Genomic DNA, 26,030 nt, shown 5'->3' with positions numbered 1-26,030 from the left:
TCGACGGCGAGGCGGACCAGCCTGCGTTCGTGTTGTTGACTGAGCCTGACGAGTCTGGACAGATGGTGGCCGATGAAACCGGCCGGTGGGCGCAGGTCCGTGAGCGTTACGGGCTCGATCCGGTCCGGCCGGAACTGCCACCTGTGGCCGATCGGAGCGAGGTTCGGGGGCCGTCGACGAGTGTCGCAGATCCGGTTCCGGTCGATGTGGACGGGTTGACGGATTATCGGGGGCCGTACCGGTCTCGGGTGTTGCCGCTGATCGAGCACGCGCTGGAGGGTGAGGCCGCGGACTGCGCCGAGAACGCTCTGCTGGATGCGGGGGTGGATCCGAGCTCGATCCGTAACTCCGTGCTGCCGGGCCTGAGCAGCGACGAACTCAGTTCCGGGTTGCGTGGTATCTGGTTCGAGGGTGGGTTCGATTCGGTGGATCAGGTCGCGACCCGGCTGACCGGGATGCCGGTCGGCACCAAGGCGACGGTGGTCGAGGAGTACGCCGGTCGCGGCGAGGATCCGGATGTGGTGGGTTCGCACCTTTACGAGTTGGAGTACCGAGGTAAAGACGAGTTCGGTCGGCATATCGTCGTTGAGCGTAGTTGGCGTCGTCGTATGGCCGGGGCCGACGCGGTCGACCGGTCGGAGCCGGAGAAGGTCCAGACCCGTTACCGGTGGGGTGTGGAAAAACCCGACGTGTACCGGGAATTCGCGATGTTCCGGGATGTCGACGGTAACCCGATCCGGCCTCGGGGCCCGAAAATGGGGGAGCCGATCGAATACTCCGAAGGGAATGGTGTTGCCGGGGTCGACAAGCCGTTCACCCGGATCGGTCGACAGCGCCCGGAGCGCGGCGAGGGGGCTGCTGACGAACTACCCGCCGCTGCGCGAGGACAAAACCTCATCGATGAGCTCGATTACCCAGCGCTGCTGGATAGTCCCTCCGGGGCGTTCACGGCGATCAAGAACGTCCAAGGCTTCAACGTGCCGCCCGCGGTTTTAAGGAGGGCCGGTTATGAGGATGTCGCCGATGGTCGTGCGGAGTTCTCCCTCGCCGTCCCGAGCTTGGAGCATGCGCACGATTTCCTGTTCGGTACCGCTCATGCCTTTGGGCAAAGCGAACGGGGAACGCGTGGGAGCGGCATACCCGTCGCGAGTGCGGAACAGACGGCGCTGGCGCGCGCGAATCTCAATCCTGAAAACGTCATACGCATGGTGCTGCAGCCTGATGCGCATACGGTCGGTTCTGCCGAGCTGGACGAAGTGCAGGGCAGGGTGCTGGAAGATCTCGATCGCAAAATCGAGGAATTGTCGAACACGATCGACCGGATTGTCGTCCACTCCGACCGATCTTCTGCTCGCGCGGACGGACTGCGGGCAGAAGTCGACGGTCTGCGTAAGAAGCGCGCCGTGCTGGAGGATCCGGGCTGCTTGGCCGCGGCGGCGGGCTACGACGCGTACGGGTGCGTCGTTGATGGTGTCGAGGACATGGTCATTGTCAATCCGTCCGCGGTGGTGGCGCGGGGTGAACCTTCTCCGGCGATAATGGCCTTCTACCACATGCTCACCGCGTTCATCGCGAACGACTACACGGCACGCGATGATGCCTCGGGCGAGTTCGTCACCTGGTGGGGCCGACTGACCAGCGACGAAATCCAGGGTCTGGTGACAGCGGTACCTCGAGTCGTCGCCCTACATCCAAGTGTTCCGGCGCGGTGGCGTTATCTGGCCCGTGAATGGCTCAGGCGGGAATATGCGAGACTCAAGTGGGAAATCGAGAAACTGGTTTTTGCTGCGCGCGACAGCACGTTGACAGCTTCCGATCGCAATCGGTTGCAGCGCTTGCGGGCGGACTACGCGGTCGTATCCGAAAAGCGAGGCACGGTCGAGCATGTAGAGCTTGACGCCGGTGGTGCACAACAGCCTCTGGAAGAAATGCGCGACGGTCAGCCACCTTTGCCCGGTGCCGGTTCCGGCAAATACACTCCCTTGAGCCGCGTCTTCTGGTTCCTGGACAAATTCGATTCTGGCATATTAGTTCCAGCCTTCATGAAGGCGGCGAAAATTGTCCTCACACAGGTTGGTAGGCTCGTTGATCCAGAGCTCTTTGCGCGGCTCGAGATCGGGGAGCTCGAGGAGGGCGAGCTCGATGGGATGCGGCTGCTCATGGTCAAGTCACCCTATGAGCGCAATGAAACAATACCTGGTGGCTTTGTCGACTTCGAGCCCAAAGAAGAAGCACCCGCAGACGCGGCGGGACGAGAGGCTTCGGAAGAGCTCGGTGCCCGGGTAGACCTTGTTTTCATGGCCGTCAGGAACATGAAATCGCCAGAACCGAAAAAGGGCCGTCTGGAGGAAATCGAAGACATCGTCTATCTCGGATTACTGCCCGAAGATGCGGAGCTCGAGCCCGATCCGCAGGAGATCGAGAAGGTCGACGAATACACCGTAGCGGACGCGATTCCTCTTCTCGGTGACAAACGTGCCGATGTCGAGGCCGCGGTCAGGGCGCTGGAGCGCGGAAAAACGCTCTATGTCGTCGACGGCAACACTGTGGCGGAAGCGCCTCTTCAGCGCCCGGATCAGTGGGAGCTGCCGGACGAGTGCGGTTGGTATGGTGCGGCAACGCGCGCAGTACTGTGTGAACTCACCGAAAATGCCGGCAACTCGGGCGCCACCTTTCCTCATCCCGACTTGGGGAAGGGGCTGAACTTCAACCGGCTCGCTGCTCCGTCGAGCGGCGAGGTATTCCAACAGACTTGCAGCGCTCGCGGATCCGGTGAGCCTGCGGCGTTGGTGAACGTCGATCAATTCGCGGAGATCGAGGCCGCTGGCGGACGCATCTTCTACGGAGTCGCTGCGACTGCCGTGCGTGCAGGACAAACTCCGGACATGGAGATCGGTATCGCCGAAACGCCGAGGAGCGGCAGGGATATCGAGAACGGAACCGTGCTGTGGGAGTCCCGGGACGAGGCGTTGCGGCAGGCGGGTGGCCGGCCCGAGCGGATCGTCAAGGTCGCGCTGCCCGCGCGCGCTGCCGAGACCGTTCTCTCCGGAGACGTGCTCGGGGCGAGGCAGAACATCATTCTGGCGGCGTTGCGTGAACGCATCGACACATTGTCGGGCCTGAAGCGCACGCTCGTGTTGGATGAGTTGATTCAGCACCTGAAGCGAGCCGAGCGCGTCCTGGGTGACCTCGACCTTTTTGTTGCCGCAGCCGGATACCCCGCCTCCCCGGCCGGTGATGGGTCCGTCCGGGTTGCGGATCCCGGCAAGTTCGTCGTCGAAGACGAGAACGCCGACCCGACAGCCTCACCAGATCTTCCGACGGACCGCGACGTCGTGGAGCTGCCGGGGCAACACCCCCGCGCCGCTGACTTGGACTTCCAGGTCGGCCGGAGTGTGCACGGGCCGGAGCGGGCGGCGTCGTTAGCTGGTGCGTTGTTCGCCCGGGATGACCTGGGCGACTTCAATAGCCGCGACCGGGACAACCAGAGCGAGCTGCGCGGGCAGCATCCGGGTATTTTCCCGCTTACCCCGCGGCATGCGGAGATCGTCGCGGTGGACCTGTTGTGGCAGCAGGCGCAGGATGCCGGTACCGATCTCGGACCGGTCAGATTGCTGGACTTCGACCGGGCCGGTTGTGAGGGCGACCGGGGGCGGGTTGTGGTCGGATTCGGTGATATCGCACGAGCGGACACCGTGCTCGGCATCGTGGTCGATACCCAGGTCGAACTCACCCGATTGCAGGAACAACCGGAGCTGATCGCCTGGCTGATCGCCGAACGAGGTGGCGATGGTTCGGTGGCGGCAATGGTGATGTTCCGCTTCGACGATGACGAACTTCCCTATGGGCGGGCCGCGCATGACTTGGATTTGGTGGGTGCGGACGCGAATGCCCTGGCCGGTGAGTTGATCCGGGTGTTCCAGGGGCGGAGCACGAGGCGTCAACCGGAGTTCGAACTCATCGGCCTCGGGGACGGTGCCGCCGTGGCCGCTGCCGCGCATGAGCAGCTGGTCGGTGTCGGTATCGCCGCCGTGGCACGGGAACCGGCCGCCGAAGCGGTGGATCGCGATGAGTTCGTGCTCGACCCGGAACTGAGCGCGCGAGCAGCGGAATTGGCCGCACAACTGCGCGGCTTCGAGGACCGGTTCGAGTCTTTGCCGTGGTGGCACAGCCTGGAACCGAACGATAAACGACTGGTCACCGAGCAAGCGCCCGAATTGGTGGCCGACCTCGACGTGCTGGAAATCGCGCGTTCCGAGGCGCTGGTGCACCAGCTGAAGGCATTGCTCGCCGCGCAGCGGCCAGGGGTGGAAGCGGCCCGGCTGAGCGCATTGGCCGAGGCGCCGCGCCGGGCACAGCGCCGCCTGGAAGGCGCCGAAGAATTCGCTGAAACAGTTCCGTTTGGCTATTACGTGTGGCCGGAGGTTCGGCCATTGGGGTTGCCGCTGCAACCGGGTTTCCATGGTCGATCGTTCGTACTTGTGGGTGGTGAACCCGATACCCGCGAGATCACCGTATTCGTCACCAAGACAACGGCGACCCCGGAGGCCTTGCGCGCCGGATTGCACCGAGCGCATGGACATCTCCTCGCGGATCTGCGCGAACAGACCGGGCGGGGTGTTTATCTCCCGCATACCGAAGTGGTGTGGCAGGGCATGGACCGAGACCGATTCATCGGCGACCTGGCGGCTGTGGCGGATCACTACCCGGAGGCGAAGATCCGGTTTGTCGTCGACGGTGACGAGAGCGCCGAGCTGGTAGCCGAGGGTTTGGCCCAGGACCGGTTCGCCGGATATGAGCAGCAGTTCGATGATGGCGGTCCGGCACCGCGGGCACGGGTGCTACCGGAACCGGTGCTCGACTTCGACGTGGTTTCGCGTGCCAAGGCGCTGTGGCGCAGCCTGTTCGGTGACCGAACGGAAATCCAGTCGCAGGAGCTGGCACAGGCATGGGCGGGGCTGAGCCGAGCGCAGCGTTGGTTGTTGGCACAGGGGGTGCCTGAGCGCATCGCGGGAAAGGCCGGCATTCCGGCGCGGTGGCGTAACCGAGCCAACCGGATGATCCTGGCGGTGGACCTGGCCAGCAACGAACAGCTGGCAGCATCGGGGGCTGACAGTGTGGCCGTCGGGCGGGTGAAACTGCTGAAAAAGCAGAAGGCCGATCTCGAGGCTGCCGAGCGGATGGCCGCGAAGTTGCCCGGCCATCCCCCGGTGCATGTGCTCAAACGTGGGCTGGGGCCGAGGTACGGGGCGGATGTCGATCTGATCGATGACGCGGGTCGGGACCACAGCACCGGGGACATGGTTATCGCCTTCGGTGATATCGATCTCGCGCGGCGGACCAAGCTCACCGTCGCCGGCCGGGTCGAGCATACTGACGAAAGCCAACTTATCGACGGATTAACCTATGCCAAAAGCATTTTCGTCGCCGGCGAAGCTTCGATCGTATATCTGACCTCGGTCGACCCGAGCCGGTTCGATTCGAACCAGCAGTCGGCCGATGAACTGATCAGCGCTATCCACGCGATGCTGGAAGTGCCGGGCGGCCATCATGACCTCGAGATCGAAGTGCATGCCCGGCCTGCCGGTCAGGAGATCTACGATGCCGCGCAAAGCAGCAGCGCACAAGCGTATTTGGCGCCGCTCGGTATCACCGTGCATTGGGGAGCGCAGGCCCCGATTGGTTCGGAAGACGGCACCGGCGCCCACCGGCAGCCGGATACCGAAGATTTCGCGCTGTGGGAGCAGGAACTCGAGGGCGGCTCCGCCGACTGCTCCACTTTCGTCATCGGCGATCAGCAGGCGGCCTGGCCGGAACAGGAGCTGGCTGATCCCGAGCCCGCCGGACTTGGAGGCCGGCGGGACGATCAGCTCGCCGGCGCGCTGCAGGCCGGCTTCGACCGGAATGCCTACGGTCCGGAACTGGATGGGCAGGGGTATTCCGCGCATAGTCGGATCGCCGGGCGACTGGACGTCATGGGCCCAGGCGCCTGCGCCGTGATCGTCGACAAGAAACGCCATTTCGACCCGGCCAACCCGGAAGCGATCGGCGCCCACACCTACCTGATGTACGTCGACGACGAGCACAATGTGCGCATCCGCGAGTGGATCCCGGACGACTTCGCCGACAGCGCCGCCCTCGAACCCGCCGCAGCCAGGGTAAACGACGAGCTCTATACTCCGGAAGTCGCTGCCCGCCTGCGCGAAGGCACCCTGGAAACCGCCGTCATCTTCCGCAAGCGCACCGGCGTACCGCAGCGACGGCTCACTGAGGAAACCGCGCACGCCCCGAGCGTCGATGTCACCCGGATGCCGAATATCGGCCGACAGCAGCCGGACTCACCGGTTCCACCACCCCTGGCCGGACTGGGCGCCGTGGGTCCGGCTGCGGAAATCGCGCAGGCACGCGATGTCTCGGGCGAGGGTGCGGCGGAGTATCAGCGGTCGGCCGATCGAAATTCTCCAGCCATGCTCGCGGATATCGCCACCCGAGCCGGGGTCGGCCTTTTGGTGGCCCAGCACATCCTCGCCGAGGACGAACCGGCGGCGGAATACGACATTGTGACCGTGGGACGGGTGCGGGTGGCAGCTCACCACCTCGGCTACCGGCAGAGACCCGAACGCCCGGTCACCTTGAAGCAGGTGGCGGCGCAGGCCGGGGTGTCCTACGCCACCGCCTATAAAGCGACCAACCCGGAGTACGCGGTAAAAGTGCGGCCAGAAAACCGGGAAAGGGTGCGGAAGGCAATCGAGGAACTCGGCTATCAACCGTTGCGTGGTGATGGCGGCAAGCTGAACCGCACCACTCAGCAGGATATCGCCGAACGATCCGGCCACAGCATCACCAATGTGGAAAATGTGCTGCACAACAGATATGTCGCGGAGAAAACCTGGTATCGAGTTGCCCTCGCGGCTCTGGACCTCGGTTTCCCATTCGGCGAACACCTGCGCCCGCAGCAGGCCGCCGAGCGGGTGGATCTGCCGGAAAATATGGCCGAGACAGTGCAGAACCTCCGGGAGCTGCGCCGCTACCTGGCTGCGCTGCAGCAGCGGGAGAGTGCCGATTCCGACCCCTCGGAATTCGATCACCGGAATCCGAATCATCGCAATGACTGTGTTCCGGTGGCGTTCGCCCGGTTGGAGTTGTTGGGGCGCAATCAGTTCGTGGACTGGGCGAAGCTCGGCCCGGTGAGCATTGCCGGGGTGTATGGCGATCAGATTGTCAAGGCGCTGAACGGGGCGACCCCGGAGGCGTTCCAGGGGATGTCCGGTGTGGCCCGGGCGTTGGCGCAGCAGGGGCCGGGAGCTCGGGCAGCGGTGTTCCTGGAGCACAGGGCAGCGATGGGCCATGCGGCGGTGCTGGAGTATCAGGCCGATGGGAAGTTCATCCTGTACGACGGAGCGGACAAAAAGGAGTTCGTGCCCGGTACCAGTACCGAACCGGTGCTGTGGGCGGCGGTGGTTGTGGACGGGGAGGTCGTATCCGGTCTCGGGAATCGGAAGCTGCGGCAGTTCCCGTTGCGCAAGCGGTTCGGGCGCAGTCCGGACGCGGGGGTACCTGGGCAGCCCGATGCGGTTGCGGATCAAGGGAATTTGCCGCCCGGGGGCGGTGGCGGACCGTCGCCGAGTATCGGCGAGCACGTCGGGGGGGTCGTCCGCGCGCAGCTCGGGGAAGATCCCGCTCCTCAGCCGAACGCCGAACCGGTGCCGTCGGACATCGCCGAGATGATGGCGGAACTGCGCGATTTGGGCATCGACTATCCCGATCTACCCATGCCCAAGTCCGATGAACTGTCCGGTCAAGCCTGGCTGGACAGCCCCGAGCACCGTGCCTTCGAACGTGCCTGGCTGGCCCAGCGGAGCGGGCGGCTGTCCGCGCTCGCCGCGCTCACGTGTGCCACGTTGGAAGCCAATGGGCACTCGGGCTCGTCGCTGTTCGTGCATGAGCGGCCCCGGTTGCCCCTGTTGCCCGGTGAGCCCAAGCGCGTCTGGAAATTCCCGACGCTGCCCGATGGGACGCGGGAACAATCCAGCGGCCCCGATATCGCCTTGCTGGCCGGGGTGATCGGCGAGATCTCCCGCGAGCTGTCCCTCGACGAGCTGCCGCAATACGCGACCCATTCGCTGGTGGAGGCGCGACCAATCCTGAGTCTCGATGTCAAAAAGACCAGAGCGGTATTGCGGCCCGAGGAAGTGGCGGACTTCGACTCGATCGTCCGGGACGGGGTGTACGGACTGAACTATCCGGGCTGCCGGAGGCTGGTGAACGGAACACTGGAATACCTGCGCGCGCGGGTGGTCGGCGACCGCCTCCTGCGCCGGATCACCAGTCGAACGGTTGACGAGCACTACCTGAACAACATCGTCGAGCCGTATCAACTCGAACAGGCCCGGGCACTGCGGGACAAATACCGCAGCGACATTACCGTGGAAGGGCGGATCGGCTACTGGTTCGCCTCGATCGTGGTCGACCTGCTGGAAGCGCCATCCGATGCCGCCCCGGACATACTGCACCAAGCTCTGCACTTACCACAGCAGGACCCGGCAGTGCAGGAATTCGTGTCCACAGTGCGGGATCTGCTGGGCGGCCATTATGACTTCGGCGACTACCTGCACAGCCGAGACTTCCCGGAAACGCGGCAATTCGTCCAGGACCTCGGTGATGTAGTACGCGAACGTCACCCAGGTGACACGGTCGCCGAGGTCCCCTTCATCGCGAATATCTTGCGTGTTGAAACCGAAGGGAATACCCGGGCGGAGCTGGTGGTGTGTGCGGAGGGCGCTGCGCAGGCCGAGCACGTGGGCAAGGGCGAGTCCCCGGGCCGGGTCGGCCACGACATGCCGGGCGTTCCGGTCGCCGGGAATCCGGAGCCGGATGATCCCGGGATGTCGGCTGCCCGCCGAGAATTGCTGCAGGCACATGGTGGCGGGCTCTCGGAGCAGGCGACGATCCGGTCGGTCGAGGATTTGACGCTGGCCCCCGCTCAACAAGCGGAACTGGTTGCAGCGGTGCGAGAGGCCGACGATCGTATTGCCAAATGCATTCGGGGGCTGGGGGATCTATGCGCCACGCTGTCACCGCTGATAGATGAGGACGGAAATCTCAACCTCAATCCGGCTTGGGCGGCTCGCGACCGTGTCGAGCAGTTCCTGGACGACCACGTCATGGCCTACCGCGCTACTCGTGAGTCCGAGTTCGACCAGCGGCTGGGTGACATTCGCGCGTTGGTGCGCCGAGAGTATTTGAGTCCCGGTGAGGTGCGGCAGCTCGCCGCACTGTTCCGGAATGAACCGCCGCAAGCCCGAAGTATCGTGCCTGGACGTTCGGAATCGGATGCCGACTACATCGAGCGGCTTCGCGGGGTGGGGAAATGGTATCTCGGGATATGGGACCCCCCTCGTTCATCAGAGACATCCGAGTATGCAGAAAATATCATGCGCAATTTAGGGGAGTGTCTTCGGAAAAATCTACGCCAGGGAGTTGTCGAGCTCCGTCGCGATGTTAGTGTGATGCCGCGCGGGGCTGAGGAACTGAACATGATTATTCGTGAAACGATAGAAAGTGTCGCAAATGATACGATAGCGGAGTGGTTACCCTTCCATTCTTATCTCGGGATGGATACCGATAGAATCAAACACCTGATCAAACAATTGATACGGGGAAGGCGTACCAAGGACGAGATAATCGAGGACCTTGCCGGATATCGGGATCCGGTGAATATCTTGGAGGCAGTGCGCAGTGCCGAGCAGGTGACCACCAGGGTATTCCTGGATGCTGTTGCCGAACCATCGGCGCGGGGTCTTGTCAGCGTCGATGCTCGACGCCGGCAAGCCGAGGAATACCGGTCCGCCATCGTGACTCTGCAATCCACGATGGGAGATGAATACTGGAAGGCTGACCGGGGAGCCGGGATTCGGTCACACAACAAAATATGTGCTGCTATCGATTCCGTTGCCGATCGATTCGCGGCCGGTATACGTCCCGCCGGCACGTTACTTTGGTATCCCACCGATTCGCTGAGGGAGATAATCGCCGCCGAAGGGCTGGTTGCGGAGCCGGACCGAGGTACTACCTTTATCGAACCCGGTGGCTGGGCGGACCTGGACCTGGTGTTGTCCTACTTCGCGGACACCGGGGATACCCGGGTCTCCGGAACCCGCACCCCGGTACCCGATGAGCTCGGCGCATTTGTTGTGCTGCCGATCGCTGATGTGGTCGCGGTGGCGCCGGAGCGTCGGCGAACGGCCGGCGATGCGAGGGCGGCACGGTACCGCTCCCAGGATCCGTCCGCGGTCGTTCGCCACGATCTCGATGTCGCATATATCGTGCCCTTCTTCAGCGGGGGCCAGGTGCTGCCGAACGAGTCGGCGAGCATCGACCCGGTATCCGGGGATTCGATCGAAATCTCGGCTGCCGAGCTGATCAAAGACGCCTTGGCCGGGGCCGGATACAGCCGACAATGGATTGAAAACCATGTGATCGCGCCGGACACACCTTTCGTCTACGACCGTCACGCCGCCGACGGACCTGGGGTTCAGGAGTACCTGCGTGGTGCTCAGGAAATAATCGAAGCCCGCATTGCCGAACGGGGTGGTTACGCGGAGCGGTCGACCATCCCGCTCACCGCAATGCGCGATGATGGGGGCGTCACCACCGAATATCTGATAACTACAGCTGGGAGCCCGGGGCTCCCGGGCCATGACGACCATCGGGCCCGGGTGTCCATTCAGTCGGACCGCCCGATGGTCGCACCGGAGCAACTGCCGCGCACTTCCGAGGATGAAGAAGCCCTGATTGACATACAGGGCATCGATCGGAATGTCGAAGCATTGGCTCGAGAACTGACCCGACTGGGACGAACCCTGTCCTTGCACGATTATTCCAAAGCGGATGACACTGTAGCGATGCGCGGAGCGCTGGAGCCGTTGCGCGGAGAGTTCAACAGGATATTCCAAAGCCATTGGGACCGGTATATGTCCGAAAGTGCAGCCTTGCCTTTATATATGCGCCCCTCCGCAGGTGAGGCTGATTCGATTCAAGGGAGAATATATGATCTGGGAAATAGGCGGAAACTTGAGCCCGAGGAAGTGCGAGAACTCAGCGAACTGATCGGTCTCAAAAGGGAAGGGAATTTTCTTGGTATAAGCTTTTCGGATACGGAAAGGCGGTTGAAATTTTCTCGTCGTCGTTCTGAATCCGAAGCGGAATTCGGGGAGCGGTTGCTGTCTTTTGCCAAATCTATTTCCGCTCCCGGCGGGTACAATAATCAAAACAGAATCTCAGGCGCTGCGCGTGTGATCAAGCGGCTACGGGTTTCGGGGGATCATCATCTCCAGGCCGATCGTCACTGGACCGCCGGTCGATTGAACGAAGAACTGGAAGCGTTTTTCAACGATATCCGACGGGCAACGTTGGACTCATGGCGGCAGGTCGACCACGATTCCTGGACGAAATTGGTCGCGGTGCATCTTCGCCGCTTGCAGTCGATGGAACAATCGTTCGAGGATGTTCAGACATCGTCGCCCCCGCTGAAAATCGATCGCGTACTGGAGGATTCGATATCCGCGACCAACCGCGAGCTGGCGCGGTGCATTGCGGAATCGTCGATCTCCGGACTGCGCAATCCCGATTGGTGGAAGAAGCACATCGCGCCCTACTCGCAGTCCCTCACCGCGCTGCGACGGAAGCTGGGCTATGACCTCGACACCAGTATCGACGATGTCGAGCGGTTACATGCAGAGATAGAGTCCGCTGTCGAAGCCAGGCAAGGTCCCGTCGCCGGGACCGACGAGGTCGCTGACGCTGAGGGTGCCGATAACGGTGTGGCGGGCTATCGGCGCCCTGGCACCGATCATCCGCCGAAGCGACTGTGCGGCGCGAAGGTGCAGGGCGTAGTCGTGGCTGCGGTGGGTCCGGAACGCGCGGTCGGGATGAGTCCGGCGTCGGTCGAGGACAAGACCGTTGCGGAGCAGGGCTTGTCCGGCAAGAAGTTCGCGAAAGGTCTGGCCGCGAATTGGCATCCTGTGCCATTCGGGCAAGGGCGCGTCGGATTGGACGAGCTGGTCTGGCAGGTACGCGATCCCGAGGCCAACGTGGCATTGATCGCCGCTGCGTTGGAAGGCAGCAAGGATTTCGCGCACGCCATCGCCGTAGTCGAAGTGAACCCGGCATTGGTCGAGGAGTTCTCGCAGCTGCAGAACTTCCTTGGCGAGGTGGTGGTGTTCGACGGCGCCTATCCGGGCGCCGATGAAGACGGCTGGATCGTCGGCGATGATGCGGTGAACGAGTGGGTGGATCAGTCGAGCGCGGGACTGGCCGACGTGCACGGCATCGTGTTCGACAAGGGCCTGCGCGCGGCGTCGGTGCTCACCGAGGGTGAGGAGCCGGCGCCGGGCGGCCCGGTGCTGCCGTTGGGTGCGCGGGAAGGTGACGGGCCATCGATCGGATCCGTCGAGTTCCGGGCCGGCGACGATTTGCATGACGTGCTGCGGCGCACCAACGAGTTGGTCGACCGGCTGGCGTCCGGCTGGCCGCCGGGCACGGCGGTGATGGGCGAGCTGTTCGCACGATGGGTGGTCGGTCTCACCCGTGGAGTCGGCACGATTGAGCAGGGGCGAGTGTCGGTGCGGTTGGTCGACCGGGCCGGCCCGTTGTTCGAGGTCGAGCTATGGGACAGTAATTTCCGGCTGGCGCGGTGCATCGGGGAGTCTCTTCGCGAATTCGAGCTGGATGTGGGACGGTTCGCCCATCGACACGGCGAGCTGCGCTCGCTGGTTGGCGACACGCTGGGGAGTGGGCTGGATCACGACCAACGGGCGGTGGTCGCGTCGGTGCTGGAAGCGCTGGCCGCTCGAGTCGACTCGTCCCGCGCTGGCCCTTTGCAGATCATGTTTTCCCGGGGCATCGGCGGCGATGACGAGCTGTCGGCTCGGCTGGGTAGGCGTGGAGCGGAAACGGACTGGACCGACGAGCTGACACTGGAATTATCCGAGGGCGGCGGGTTGGCCGATGCGGCGCTGACCATCGTGCTGGCTATCGATCCGGAGCAGGCTCTGGACACCGTGGTCACTCACGTGCGGGCGGTGGTTCGGGAGCTGGCGGTCGGGTGGCCGACAGGCCAGAGCGATAACGCGATAGATGCGGCCGAGCGTTTGCTGCGGGCCGCGGGCGCTCGGCACGACGGCGCGCCCACGATCCGCGAGATGGAGATCGTGGTTCGCGGGAAGCCGGGTGCCCAGGGCGGCGGGATCGGGCTTGTGAGAGTTGATATTTGCGCGGCGCCGGGGAGGCTGCCTGCCGAGCCTGCACTGGCCGAGGACCATTCGCCCATGCAGGGTGACGGCACGACCGGGTACCAAGTTTCGGGCACCCGACCAGGAGAAATTGCGGCCCCGAATCAATCGATTCCGGCCGGCGACATACTCGAACTTCCCCAGGCCCCCGCCGATCAAACGATAAGCGCGAACAGCATCGGTGACGGTGCCACGGGCTATGTCGCCCCGACACGCGAAGCCGCGAGTGGTGACGCCGTGCCGCCCGGACCCCCGGCAGGGGAGTCGGTCACCACCAACGACCCACCGCCCACGAAACAGCCACGCCGGGGCGGGGGCCTGGCGGGGTCACCGGACGTGCCGGTCGGCTTCGTACCGAGCGTGTATCCGATGGCGATACCACTCCGCGGTATGCGCCGGGATTCTTGCGGGACGCAGCCCGAACCGCGGATCGCGTTCGCCGACACCCCGGGTGGAGAGGGATCGTCATCAGCGTGGTCCGACCGGCCGCGCGCCGACGACGACTTCGCAGTCGGCGTCACCGGGGACCCGGTCGACGACGGGGTCCGGCGGGACGCGGTGCGGCAGGACGGGGCGCGGGAGGTACTGAGCGCGACGTTCTACAAGAACCCGATCGGGGCGCAGGATGCCGATGCGCAACTGGTCGCGTTCGAGCCTGCGGCAATGTCGGATGTGCCCGGCATCATCGAAGTCTGCAGGACGGCGGCGGCGGCGACCTATCGGGAGGCGGGCGCCGATCCGGCCGCGCTGGACGCCTTTTTCGCCGCCGTCGCGGAGATGGACCGGGAAACCGAGCAGTGGAAATCCACGGTTCGTGATCACCGGGACGGTGGGTGCTGGATCGCGCGCGACAACCGCCGGGTCGTCGCTGTCGCCCGGACGCGATACGACGACGACCTGGACATGCTGATCGTCGAGCATCTGTACGTCGATCCCGAATATCAGGGCCGGGGAATCGGTTCCCGTTTGCTCGACGACTTGGTGCACCATCAGGGCGCGGCGGCTATTCGAGCCGAGGTACCATCCAATACCCGAGCCGTGCAGTTCTTCGTGAATCACGGCTTTGTGCCCGCCGGAGCGACGACCACGCTGAACCGGTTGCAAGAGCACGGCATTCACCTCGACCAGGACGTTCTGCTCCGCCGCACGCCACCCCGGAACCCAGAAGCCGACCCGGACCGGTCCCAGCCACCCCCCGCGGTCCCGCGGCATGTCCCCAACGCCGAGATGGGCACAGACGACGTCGGGCCGCGGTCGGGAGTCGGAGCTCCGCCGCTGAACAGTCCACCGGAGGTGACGGGTTCGTTTGTCGTGCAGGAGCTGGACGGGGCTACGGTCGACCGCCAGGCCGACCAGGCCCCGGCGGACACGCCACCTCCGTCGCCCGCAGAAATTCAAGTGGCCGCCTTCGATCCGGGCGACTCCGTTTCGGTCGTGGCGAATCCGCTTCGGGCCACTGATCCGTTGGCCCCGACCAAGACCCAGTTCACGCACGGACGAGACCTGATCGACGACTTCGACTACAGCGTGCTGCTCACTGCCCTGAACAGCAGCAAGCCCGGTGATCAGGCGCTGGCCGAAATCTACCGGCGGCAGGGGTTCGACGGACGTCCGACTTTGGCCGAACCCGACGAGATCGATGCGGTCCTTGCCGCGGGCGGCAATGAATTCTTCCGAGGGGTGTCCGATCCCGAACACGCAGAGCAGTTCAAGACCGGTCAATTTCATTTTCCGGGCGAGGGAACTTCTCTGCAAGTCAACGGCACCTGGGTGACGACATCCAGGTCCGGTGCGGTGTTCTGGTCGGGTAACGACGACCCGCACTGCGTGATCCGCATGGCCCTGCGACCCGGCGCGCGGTGGCTCAACATGGCTGATTTCGATCGAGATCCCGAATATGCAGAATTCCACAAGGAACAAGACGACAGGATCAGCCGCGCGGACCGCGAGTATCGGCAATTGCACGATTCCGGTGATACCTCGCGGTCTGCGGAGGCCCGTAAAAGTGTGCTTTCGGGCCAGAGTTCGGTGTGGGAAAACATCGGGCGATTCGCAGCTATCAAGGGCTATGACGCCATCAAGATCTCCAACTACAGCATGGATGAACGTGACCCAGGTGGGCATTGGGTCATACTGAACCGCGGAGTGCTGGTCGTCGAGCGGACGGTCGCATCGAAAGGCATGGAACTCAACCGTTCCGCAGACATACCCGTGCCGGGCGCGCCGAAGGGCAGCATGGGCGGTTATCCGCACCCGGAGGGGGACTTGGACTTCCGAGTCGGCCGGAGTGTGCCGGGTTCGGATGGGTCTGCGCAGGCGGCGAGCAGAGCGACGATCACAGCCGGGCCCGACCGCGCCGGCGGTGACGAGTTGGGTCGGCGGTTGTTCGCGCGGTACCGCAACGTGGTCTTGGGGCAGGTGGGGCCACGCGCTCGGGGAGACCGTGACCTGTTGAGAGACGTTGTTCAGCAGGCATTTTTGCGGTTGCGAGATGAGGCGGCCGAACTTCCCGAGGACGCGGACCTGAGTGGTCGGGCGGTGGCGTTGGCGTTGGAGGCGTTGGAGTTTCAGCAGCTCCGGCGTAAGTTTCCCGAATTCCGTCGCCGGCTTGTCAAAGCAGCAACGAACGAAGCGGCTGCCACGGCGTTGTCGCTGGCCGGTTTAGAGCAGATCTGGGATGCTCTGGTGTCTCTGACCGCGGCAGAGAAACAGACGTTGTTGCTGCGCTACCTGGCAGGTATGCCGGAGGCTGCGGTTGTCGAGGTGATGGGTGTCGAGTCGTCGGTCGCGGCTTCTCTGCGGCGCAACGGTCTTCGACAAGTAATGGCGAAGATACTGGCCGCGCGGTCGGAGCAGCCGTCGGAGGTGGTGCCGGCGGAAGAGATTCCAGCCGAACCGGTGGTCACGTTGGAAGACATCGCCCGAATTGCCGGGGTGAGTGTCACTACCGCGCAACGGGCCATCTACGACCGTCGGGTGGGATTGGCCGATGAAACCCGGATCCGGGTACGCAGGATTGCCGCGGAAGAGGGTTACCCACTGGCAGATCAACAAATTTCGCGTCCGGACGATGTCCCTCGGCGGCGTACGCTGACCGACCTGTCGGAAAGATCCGGTCTGGGCCTGCGGGATGTCAGCGACATTCTTTCGGGCAAACAGCTACCAAGGGCAGCAACCCTGCGCCGACTACGGCAGGCGGCCGAGGAGATCGGCTTCGATTTGGAAGGCTCGGTCGACAGGCCGCGTGCCACCTTGGCAGATGTGGCCCGGCGAGCGGATGTGAGTGTGGGGCAGGCCGGCCGGGTCATCCGGAACGAGCCAGTGGCTCTGGGACTGGTCGAACGGGTGATGTGGGCCGTGGCAGAACTCGACTACCAGGCCCCCAGCACGTATGTCCGCCGTTCCTCGGCCGCCTCGGTTGGACTTTCCTCGGACGCCCCGAGCAGCACAGTGCGAGCATCCGGTGCCGCCGCCGCGGCATCTGGTTCTCCCGATGGAGTGGCCCAACCGCAATCATGGGAGCACCTGCGGCGTACCACCATTGAGCAACCTCAGAGCCACACTGACGGCCATGCCACTATGAACCATCCTCAGATGGTCGAAGACGAGCGGCAGGATGCTCTCCATCCGGATGTCGAAGCCCGGATTGCCGAACGGCCGACAGCTTTAGGAGTAGAGACGCAGGCCGGGCGCCTGCTCGAGGCCGGGTTGTTCATCCCAGATATCTTTTTGTATTCCGCAATCGTTGCCGGCCATCCGTCGCCGGAACGGATGTTCGGGGACGTTGAATGGCTGCTCTATCTGGTAGCCAGGGACTACTCTCGGCAATACGGAAACCAGCCGTTGACCGTCGGTTTCATCGTGGGCCTGCACCGGATTGTGGCGTCGAATACACGATTCGCCGGCGACTTCACTCTGGGCGTGGTCGCCGGGTTGTCGTCGCCGTTGACGGAATCGCAATTGTCCGCCGTTGCAGAAAATCCAATAGTGGAATTTTCGCAACCGACGTTCGAGGATAAGTTCGGACTATTGAACTATCCTTATCGTCTGTCGACGAATGACGTCTTGGAAAAGCTTGAGTCGCTGTGCCGTTGGTTCAATGAGATTGCGCTCGATCCTGAGGTCGGTGACGTCCAACTCGCTGCGACGTTGCAGCGTGAATTCATAAGCTATCACCCCTTTCATGACAAAAACGGAACCGTATCCAGGTTCTTGATGAATTGGGTGCTGGAAAATCGTGGACAACGCAATGGAAAACTAGGACTGCCGAGCGCCCACTCGAATCACCACGGGCTCCTGATGGGACTCCAGGAATGGGAGCGTGAAATCAGGTTGGGCCGTGAGCGTTATCGCGAGCGAAAATCCCGTTACGAAGAAATCGGAGATTCGATCAGTGCGGTCGAGCTCTACGGGGTCGAGGAAATGCGTCAGCGTTTCTTGCAAATCGGTGGAACGCGTTCCCATCTCCCATCCGAGGCGAAACGAAATCGTCGATACTACCAGACATTGCACAAACGATTGACTCAGCCTGAACGGCACCGGACCACTCGCAAGGCCGGGCCGACTCCTGCGGCGCCGAAAACTCGATCCGGAGACGGTGGGCTTTTGCCGATCTCGGTATCCCGAGTCCATCTGGATGACGCAAGCGAAAAGTTCCTGGTTCCATTCGGTGAGGTCATGGAGACCGCGATGCTGCTGCTGGAGGTGGATGGCGAACTCGTGCGATTGCCGCTCGAAGCAGACAGTTACGGGTGGTGGCGCGTCGCGCCCGACGGATCGGTTGGCATTCGCGAACGGCTGGCGAACCATTTCCGGGATCTGCTGACGGAAAGTTTTGAAGAATTGGTGCAGTTCATTGCGTCCGAACTGCCGACGCCGCCTGTTGTACCAGGGTTTCGCCGCGATCTATCTCAACTATTGGCAATAGCGCAAGCTTCGCCCGGTGGTGCCAGAATGATTTACGGCATCGGTCACGGCAGCTCGTTTCCTGAGGGTCGTCGACGGCCCGGGGACGTGCTCGTCCACAAGCACGGGCTTCTTCTGCCGGATATTCAAGCAGATGTGCGAGACCTCGGGGTAATTCCGGATGAGGTATTCGACGAGATCTTGGCCAGCTACGTCGAAATAGATTTCCTTACGGAACAGTTTTCTCGCACGGCCTCCGAGATCTGCCGAGTATTGAAGCCTGGCGGCAGAGTTCTTATACAGACTTGGGGGGTTCGGCTCGATGACGTGATACTGCAACAGAATATCGAAGGAAACCTGGAAGACGCCGGATTCATACATCGAGAATTCGACCCTCCGCGCTGCGAAATCAGGGCAATCAAGCCCATAGACACCTACGACGACACCATCGGAGTTCGGATCGAGGTCGCTGACGATGGCACGTCTGTATTGCCGTCCGCGATAATTCGAGCGCCACATGCGTCGTCGACTCGCGGGTCCCGCGACGGCGACAGCAACGGGGATCCCGATGAGCGCGGCCAACCATGCGATGAAGGACACAACGCCACAGATAAGCCCGCACCACCGCTGCAGCCTCGAGATATCGCCGACACCGGACAGGCGGAACCGGACGCGGCCGCGACCGAGGAGCAAGTAGCGGCGCCAGCAGAACAGCTCCCCGCCGCACCTCGACGGGCTGCGCGGTTCGCAGCTCCAATCGGGATCGCGGATGTGCCCAACCCGGAACGGCGCTGGGACGGTGACAACGGCAAAGCCTGGGATCGCGGTCCCAAGCCTGCACGGGGACAAAGCTCGGTTGAAAGGCTCTCGCAGCTCAACGCAGACGGCGGTGGTGGTGGACGCCTCCCCAGGGCCGAGCGATCGCCCACCCGCGAGAGCGCGGCGACCAACGAGGAGCAGACGTCGGACGAGGCACGTGTGCAGAACGCGCCGCCCGTGGACGGGGAGGCCTCGACTCCGCGGGTTTTCGGCCTCGCGCCGAGCGAGCCGGTCGCCATCGACTTGGAGCGGGCCGGCATCGCCGTGCTACAGCAACAGATGGCTGATGGCCAGTTCACGTCGGTCGAGTTGGTTGAGGCGTACCAGCACCGGATCCAGATGGTCGACAAACAGGGCCCGCGCCTGAATGCGGTCCGGTGGCTGAACCCAGACGCGGTGAGGGATGCAAGGCGGCTGGACGAGGAGCGTCGACGCGGCTACGTACGCGGGCCGCTGCATGGGATCCCGGTGATGCTCAAAGACGTCTGCGACATAACCGGCGCGCCTACCACAGCCGGCGCCGTGGCGCTGCGCTACTCGGTTCCTGTTCGTGACGCGTTTCTGGTGCAAAAACTGCGGGAGGCAGGTGCGGTAATCCTGGGAAAGACCAACCTGTCCGAGCTTGGAAACTACATCGCGAGCGAGTTGCCGGACGGCCACAGCGGGCTTGGTGGGCCGGTGCACAACGCCTACGGCAAGGACCTCGAACCTGGCGGTTCCAGCACCGGATCTGCGGTAGCGGTCGCCGCGGGGCTGGTCGTGGTGGCAATCGGTGCCGAGACCTCGGGCTCGATTATCAACCCGGCGCAGGAGAACTCGGTGGTTGGAGTGAAGCCGACGCCTGGTTTGGTCAGCCGGACCGGGATCCTGATTCTTTCGCGTACCCAGGACACCGCTGGCCCGATCGCCCGAACGGTGTATGACGCGGCCGTACTGCTCACCGTACTGACCGGGGTGGACCCGGAAGACCCTGCCACCGCGGCCCGTGCTGCCGTGGTCGGCACCGACTACACAGCGGGGCTGTCTACCGACGCACTGCGTGGCAAACGAATCGGAGTAGTCGTCCCAAGGAAGGCCAGTCACAATCTGCGGACTGCATTCACCGAGGCGCAGGCGGTGCTCAGTACACAGGGAGCGACTGTGGTCCCGGTCACGGCGACCTACACGGGTATGCCGCCGCACATCATCGGATACGAGTTCCACAAGGCCTTCAAGGAGTACGCGTCCAGGCTGCCCGCGGATGCACCGATGAAGACGCTCGGAGACTTGGTCCAGTTCAACAAGGCACACCCCAGTGCGATCAAGTATGGACAGACACGGCTCATCGAGTCCAACGACAAAGACCTGGAAGATCCAGAGGAGAAGGCGAAGTATCAGACCAACCGTGACACCGGTATCGCGATGGCTCGGGACCGGATCGACTCCGTGCTCGCAACGAACCAGCTGGACGCTCTGGTGTTCGTCGAGGACGACGGATACCAGCTCAGTGCCCGTGCGCTGTATCCCGCCGTTTCGGTGCCAATCGGGTACGACCCGGACAGCGGCCAACCGTTCGGAATGACCTTGGTCGGCCGCCAGTTCACCGAGGCTTTGCTGCTGGCTTTCGCTTATGCCTACGAGCAGGCAGCACAGGTGTGGCGCCCGCCTTCCGAGATGAACCCGGCACTGTACGCGGGGCCTGTGGGTGCGGTGCCCGGGGATCCGATTGATTGGGCGGCGATCGCGGATCGTCCGGCGCGGACGGTACGCGACCTCGCGGATCCGGCGATAGCGGTTCCCTTCGGGTGGCGAGGCGATCCGGGGATGGAATTCGCATCCGATCCGAATCGACCCGAGACAGGGGCATTCGGAAACCTGGCCGGCCGTGCAACCGACCCCGACACAGCCGCGAACACCGACGCCCCGCCCTTGACCGTAAGCAGCAGTAATAACGATGGCGCCAGGCCAGATTCGGCACCGCATGCCGACGGCGGTTTTCCGGGGCTGGACGTGTCCGCCGATGCGACGCCCCGTAAAAAGCCGAATGTAACCTCCGGCACGCCGGCGCCGTCCGCGCCAGGATCCCGATCTGCAGACCGAACCATCGCCGGCAAAACCTCTGACTTGGGCAATGTGCCTGCTGGGCTGCGGCAGTTGTTCTTCGACGGCGGCCAAGGTCAGGATTCGAGCGGTGCACCCAACGGCGCCGCTGGAAATCCGAGGTCTTCGGTGGAGCAGCGGTTTGTCGAGTGGTGCCGCGCCCGGCTCGAGGATGGGCCCAGGGTACCGAGGCTGGGGTTGACGGAGTACACCGAGATGCATCGACTGGAGACGGGGCAGGTCGGGCGATGGCTGGCGCGCGCGGGGCTCGATGCGAGCGATCTCGCCGTAGTGCCGACCGGAGAGTTCCCCCGGCCGGATGACGGTGGTACCACGGCGTGGTTGGTGGCGGTGCGTCGTTTTTTGGGGGTGTTGCCAAGTCGGATGGACGAGTTGGTGGGCGCGTTGCCGGGAACGTGGTTTGCGGCCGAGCATGGAGAGGTGGAGTTGGACTCGGTACATGTCCGCGCGTTGTTGCGCCGGGTACGGGGCGCACGCGAAGCATATATGGATGTGGCACGCATATACCCGGCGCTATTGACTCCGGAGGGTTTGGCGGCGTATCCGGAAGGTTATTCTCATATCGGCGGATATCTCCGATTTCGTCGCGAATCCAAACAGTTGAGCCAATATTCTTTGGCAACTATCCTCGGAAAGCCTAATACCACGATCTTGAGATGGGAGTCGGGCGCGAAGAGGCCTCCGGATAAGAGCGTAGAGGAACTGGCTGGAGTCACACTTTTCGATGACGGTGTGACGTATGACGAGCTGGCGGAGAAATTCACCTACCTCCCGACGCGATCGCTGATATTTCCGCCGCTTCGTGCTACCGAGTCGTTCGACGAGTACTTGCGATACCTCAGGCGGATGAACAATCTCACAGTCGCGGATGCGGCACGCATCTTCAGGGTCAAAGAGCTTACAATTACGAAACACGAGAGCGGTGGATTTCGACTGCGTGATGACCTCGGCATGTTGAAGGTATGGGATCTGGTTCTGAACCGTGCAGGTTCATGGAACGACCTGGCCGAGGAATGGGGATACAGTTATCGCATGAATACGATCGGGGAAACGATCCCCGACCCGCCGGGCTATAAAACGGTGCACGATTGGTTACGGGCGTTACGACTGTACTATCGGATGACGCAGTCCGAGTTTGGTTCGTGCACTGATATATCGAGGTCGCGGATCAATAATGTCGAGAACGATCGAAAGCCCGGGATCGATTATCTCCGAAAGATATGGCAGACTTTAGCTCTGCCTGCTGAGCCGTTGATTTCGGCATTGCGGTGCTTCTACCCTGAAATCGACATCCGAGCGGGTAGGGGGCGGGGTACCCGGCAGGTCGAGTCGCTTCGTCAGATCGTGGGGAGAAAGACGGACGGGCAGATCGCGGCTTGGGGAATTCCGGAGTCTCTGGAGGAGCAGCGGTTTGTCGAGTGGTGCCGGGCGCGGCTCGAGGACGGGCCCAGGGTACCGAGGCTGGGGTTGACGGAGTACACCGAGATGCATCGACTGGAGACGGGGCAGGTGGGGCGGTGGCTGGCGCGCGCGGGGCTCGATGAGAGCGATCTCGACGTCGCGCCGACCGGACAGTTCCCGAGGCCGGGTGATGGCGGTGCCATGGCTTGGTTGGCGGAGGTGCGTAGTTTTTTGGGGATGCTACCGAGGCGGATGGACGAGTTGGTGGACTCGTTGCCGGGAACATGGTTTGTGGCCGAGCTCGGAGAGGCGGAGTTGGGCCTGGTACATCTCCGTGCATTGTTGCGCCGGGTACCGGGCGCACGCGAAGCGTACATGGATGTGGCGCGCATATACCCGGGGTTGCTGACACCGGACGGGATACCGGCATACCCCGAAGGATATCGCGAAATCGGCAGATACTATTTGTTCAAGCGCGAATCCGAGCATTTAAGCTCACGAGGGCTGGCTGATTCACTCAATAAGAGTGAGGTCGCAATCGTCAGATGGGAAAGAGGAGTTAGTCAGCCTACGAAAGAAAATGTCGAGGCCTTGAACAAGGCGTTGTCTTCGCGCTATATCGTGACTTCCGATGAGATAGTCGAAAACTTTCCCTTCCTGCGCAGGGAATCGACCTCCGATCCGGCCGAACCTAAATATCGCTCGATGGGCCACTGGCTCCAGTGCGAGCGACAGCGGCGTGGATGGACTCAACAGGAATTTGCGGATAATGCCGGCGTGAGCATGCACACAGTGCACCATGTGGAGAGTGGTGGTTACCGTGTGACTCACGGTGTTCTGCGTGCCCTGTGTGGTGCATTGGGTTTTTCTGGTGATATTGTGCGGGCGGCTGTGCTGCGCTTCGAGCCTCGGCTTGTGGACTATTTCAGTGAATCGGTCCCGGACCCGATGGACTTGAAATTCCAGTCGATGGGCGACTGGATCAGAGCTGCGCGGCAGCGGCACGGATGGACTCAACAGCAACTCGCAGATGACGCCGACGTGAGCCATGAAACAGTGCGCCGTGTGGAGAATGACAATCGCCGTGTGACCTATAGCGTCCTGCGTGCTCTGTGTGGTGCATTGGGTTTTTCTGACGGTATTGTGCGGGCGGCTGTGCTGCGCTTCGAGCCTCGGCTTGTGGACTATTTCAGTGAATCTATCCCCGACCCGATGGACTCGAGATTCCAGTCGATGGGCGACTGGATCAGAGCCGACCGACAGCGGCACGGATGGACTCAACAGGAACTCGCCGATAATTCCGGTGTGAACGTCTTCACGGTGCACCGTGTAGAGAGTGGCGATGGTAGTGTGACTCACGGTGTCCTGCGTGCTCTGTGTGATGCTCTGGGTATTCCTGCCGATATTGTGCGGACGGCTGTGCTGCGCTTCGAGCCTCGGCGTGTGGACGATTTCCCTGAACCGATCCCCGACCCGATGGACCCGAGATTCCACTCGATGGGCGACTGGATCAGAGCTGCGCGGCAGCAGCACGGATGGACTCAACAGCAACTCGCAGATGACGCCGACGTGAGCCATGAAACAGTGCGCCGTGTGGAGAATGACAATTGCCGTGTGACCTATAGCGTCCTGCGTGCTCTGTGTGGTGCATTGGGTTTTTCTGGTGATATTGTGCGGGCGGCTGTGCTGCGCTTCGAGCCTCGGCTTGTGGACTATTTCAGTGAATCTATCCCCGACCCGATCGACTCGAGATTCCAGTCGATGGGCGACTGGATCAGAGCCGCCCGGCAGCGGCACGGATGGACTCAACAGGAATTTGCGGATAATTCCGGTCTGAACGTCTTCATGGTGCACCGTGTGGAGATTGGTGCGGTTAGCGTGTCTCACGGTGTCCTCCGTGCTCTGGGTGATGCGTTGGGTTTTTCTGGTGATATTGTGCGGGCGGCTGTGCTGCGCTTCGAGCCTCGGCTTGTGAACTACTTCAGCGAATTGGTGTGCGATCCGATGGAATCAAGATATGAGTCGATGGGCGACTGGATCGAAGGCGACCGGCAGCGGCGTGGATGGACTCAACAGGAACTTGCGGATAATTCTGGTGTGAACGTCTCCATGGTGCACCGTGTGGAGAACGGTGATGTCGGTGTGTCTCACGGTGTCCTGCGTGCTCTGTGTGATGCGTTGGCTATTCCTGACGGTATTGTGCGGGTGGCTGTGCTGCGCTTCGAGCCTCGGCTTGTGGACTATTTCAGTGAATCGGCCCCGGACCCGATGGACTCGAGATTCCAGTCGATGGGCGACTGGATCAGAGCCGCCCGGCAGCAACGCGGATGGGGTCAACGGGAACTGGCAGATCATGCCGGCATGAGTAGGGGAACTGTGCAGACTGTGGAGAGTGGTCGTTACCATGTGACTCATGGTGTCCTGCGTGCTCTGTGTGATGCGTTGGCTATTCCTGACGGTATTGTGCGGGTGGCTGTGCTGCGCTTCGAGCCTCGGCTTGTGGACTATTTCAGTGAATCGGTCCCGGACCCGATGGACTCGAGATTCCAGTCGATGGGCGACTGGGTCAGGGCCCTCCGGCGGTACTATGGACTTACCCAACTGCAACTGGCCGCTCGCATGAACAGAAATGACGAGATGGTTTGGAAAGTGGAGAAAGGCGGCACTGTAAAGTTCGATTTCCTACGGAGAATGCGCCGCGCTCTCGATTTGCCCAGCGGATTCGTGCGCTCGGCTGCGGAGCGCTTCCTCCGGACCAGAAACTCGCCCGGCGACCGGCTGGCTGAAGACATGTTCTGGGATCTCTTCGAGAGCGAACCGGGATCACCGGAAGAGACAGCGATCGTAAACCTAATCTGGTTGGAGTATGACTGGATTGCACACGCAGCCGCACGACGCTGGCATGATCGCTCCGAATCCAGTGACGACCTCACCCAGCGCTTCCGCGAAGCGATTAGGGTGGCGATAATGAACCATCTCCCGTGGGCTCCATTCACCGCCCATGCTTGGCGGGCGTGTCGAGGCACAATGCGGAAATCGTACTTCGAATCGAAATTCTTGAACGATTTGGACGATTCGACGCTGCGTGTAGTGACCAGGGTTTATACCTACATCGAAAACGTAACCGGGATGCCCGACGCAGATGAAATTGCCGAGGCCCTCGGTCTGTCGCCATCCGAAGTCGTCTTTGCGCAACAAATCATCAGTGGCGAGATTGTGAGTATAGATGAAGACGAGGTTGCGGACAAGCCCTCTCCGGCTCCCATTCGCACGAAGTTGCCGAAAGCGATGCAAAAGAAGATTTATGAGGCTCTATTGGATATTCCCGATCGGGAATTGGCGGAAAAAGTGGTTCTGTTTCATTTCGTCAATGGTATTCCGGTGGATGAAGTGAGCACGCTTCTACGGATAACACCAGAAAAAGTCCGACAGCTGGCTGTCGAGGCCAAAGAACGGCTTCAAGCGGTGTTGCCTCGACCGCAATAGGAGAGGAAGTTATTCAGCTCTCAACGG

1 protein-coding gene is annotated in these 26,030 nt (G+C 62.5%); it reads left to right on the top strand.

All coding sequences use genetic code 11. The features are described 5' to 3' along the window. Nucleotides 1-62: 62 nt before the first annotated feature. A complete protein-coding gene (locus AB4Z47_RS00615) occupies nt 63-26,003 on the top strand; it encodes a GNAT family N-acetyltransferase (protein WP_441947326.1) in 25,941 nt (8,646 codons plus the stop codon). Nucleotides 26,004-26,030: the final 27 nt, after the last annotated feature.

Origin of the sequence: Nocardia sp. 2TAF39 (assembly GCF_052114905.1) — a bacterium.
In the GTDB taxonomy this organism is placed as follows: Bacteria; Actinomycetota; Actinomycetes; order Mycobacteriales; family Mycobacteriaceae; genus Nocardia.
Note: the sequence above shows the minus strand (reverse complement) of the source record. Positions and strands in the feature narration are given on the sequence as shown.

Excerpts from the sequence above, each read along its gene's own strand:
- AB4Z47_RS00615 (WP_441947326.1), top strand. The coding sequence starts at position 63 with ATGGTGGCCGATGAAACCGGCCGGTGGGCGCAGGTCCGTGAGCGTTAC.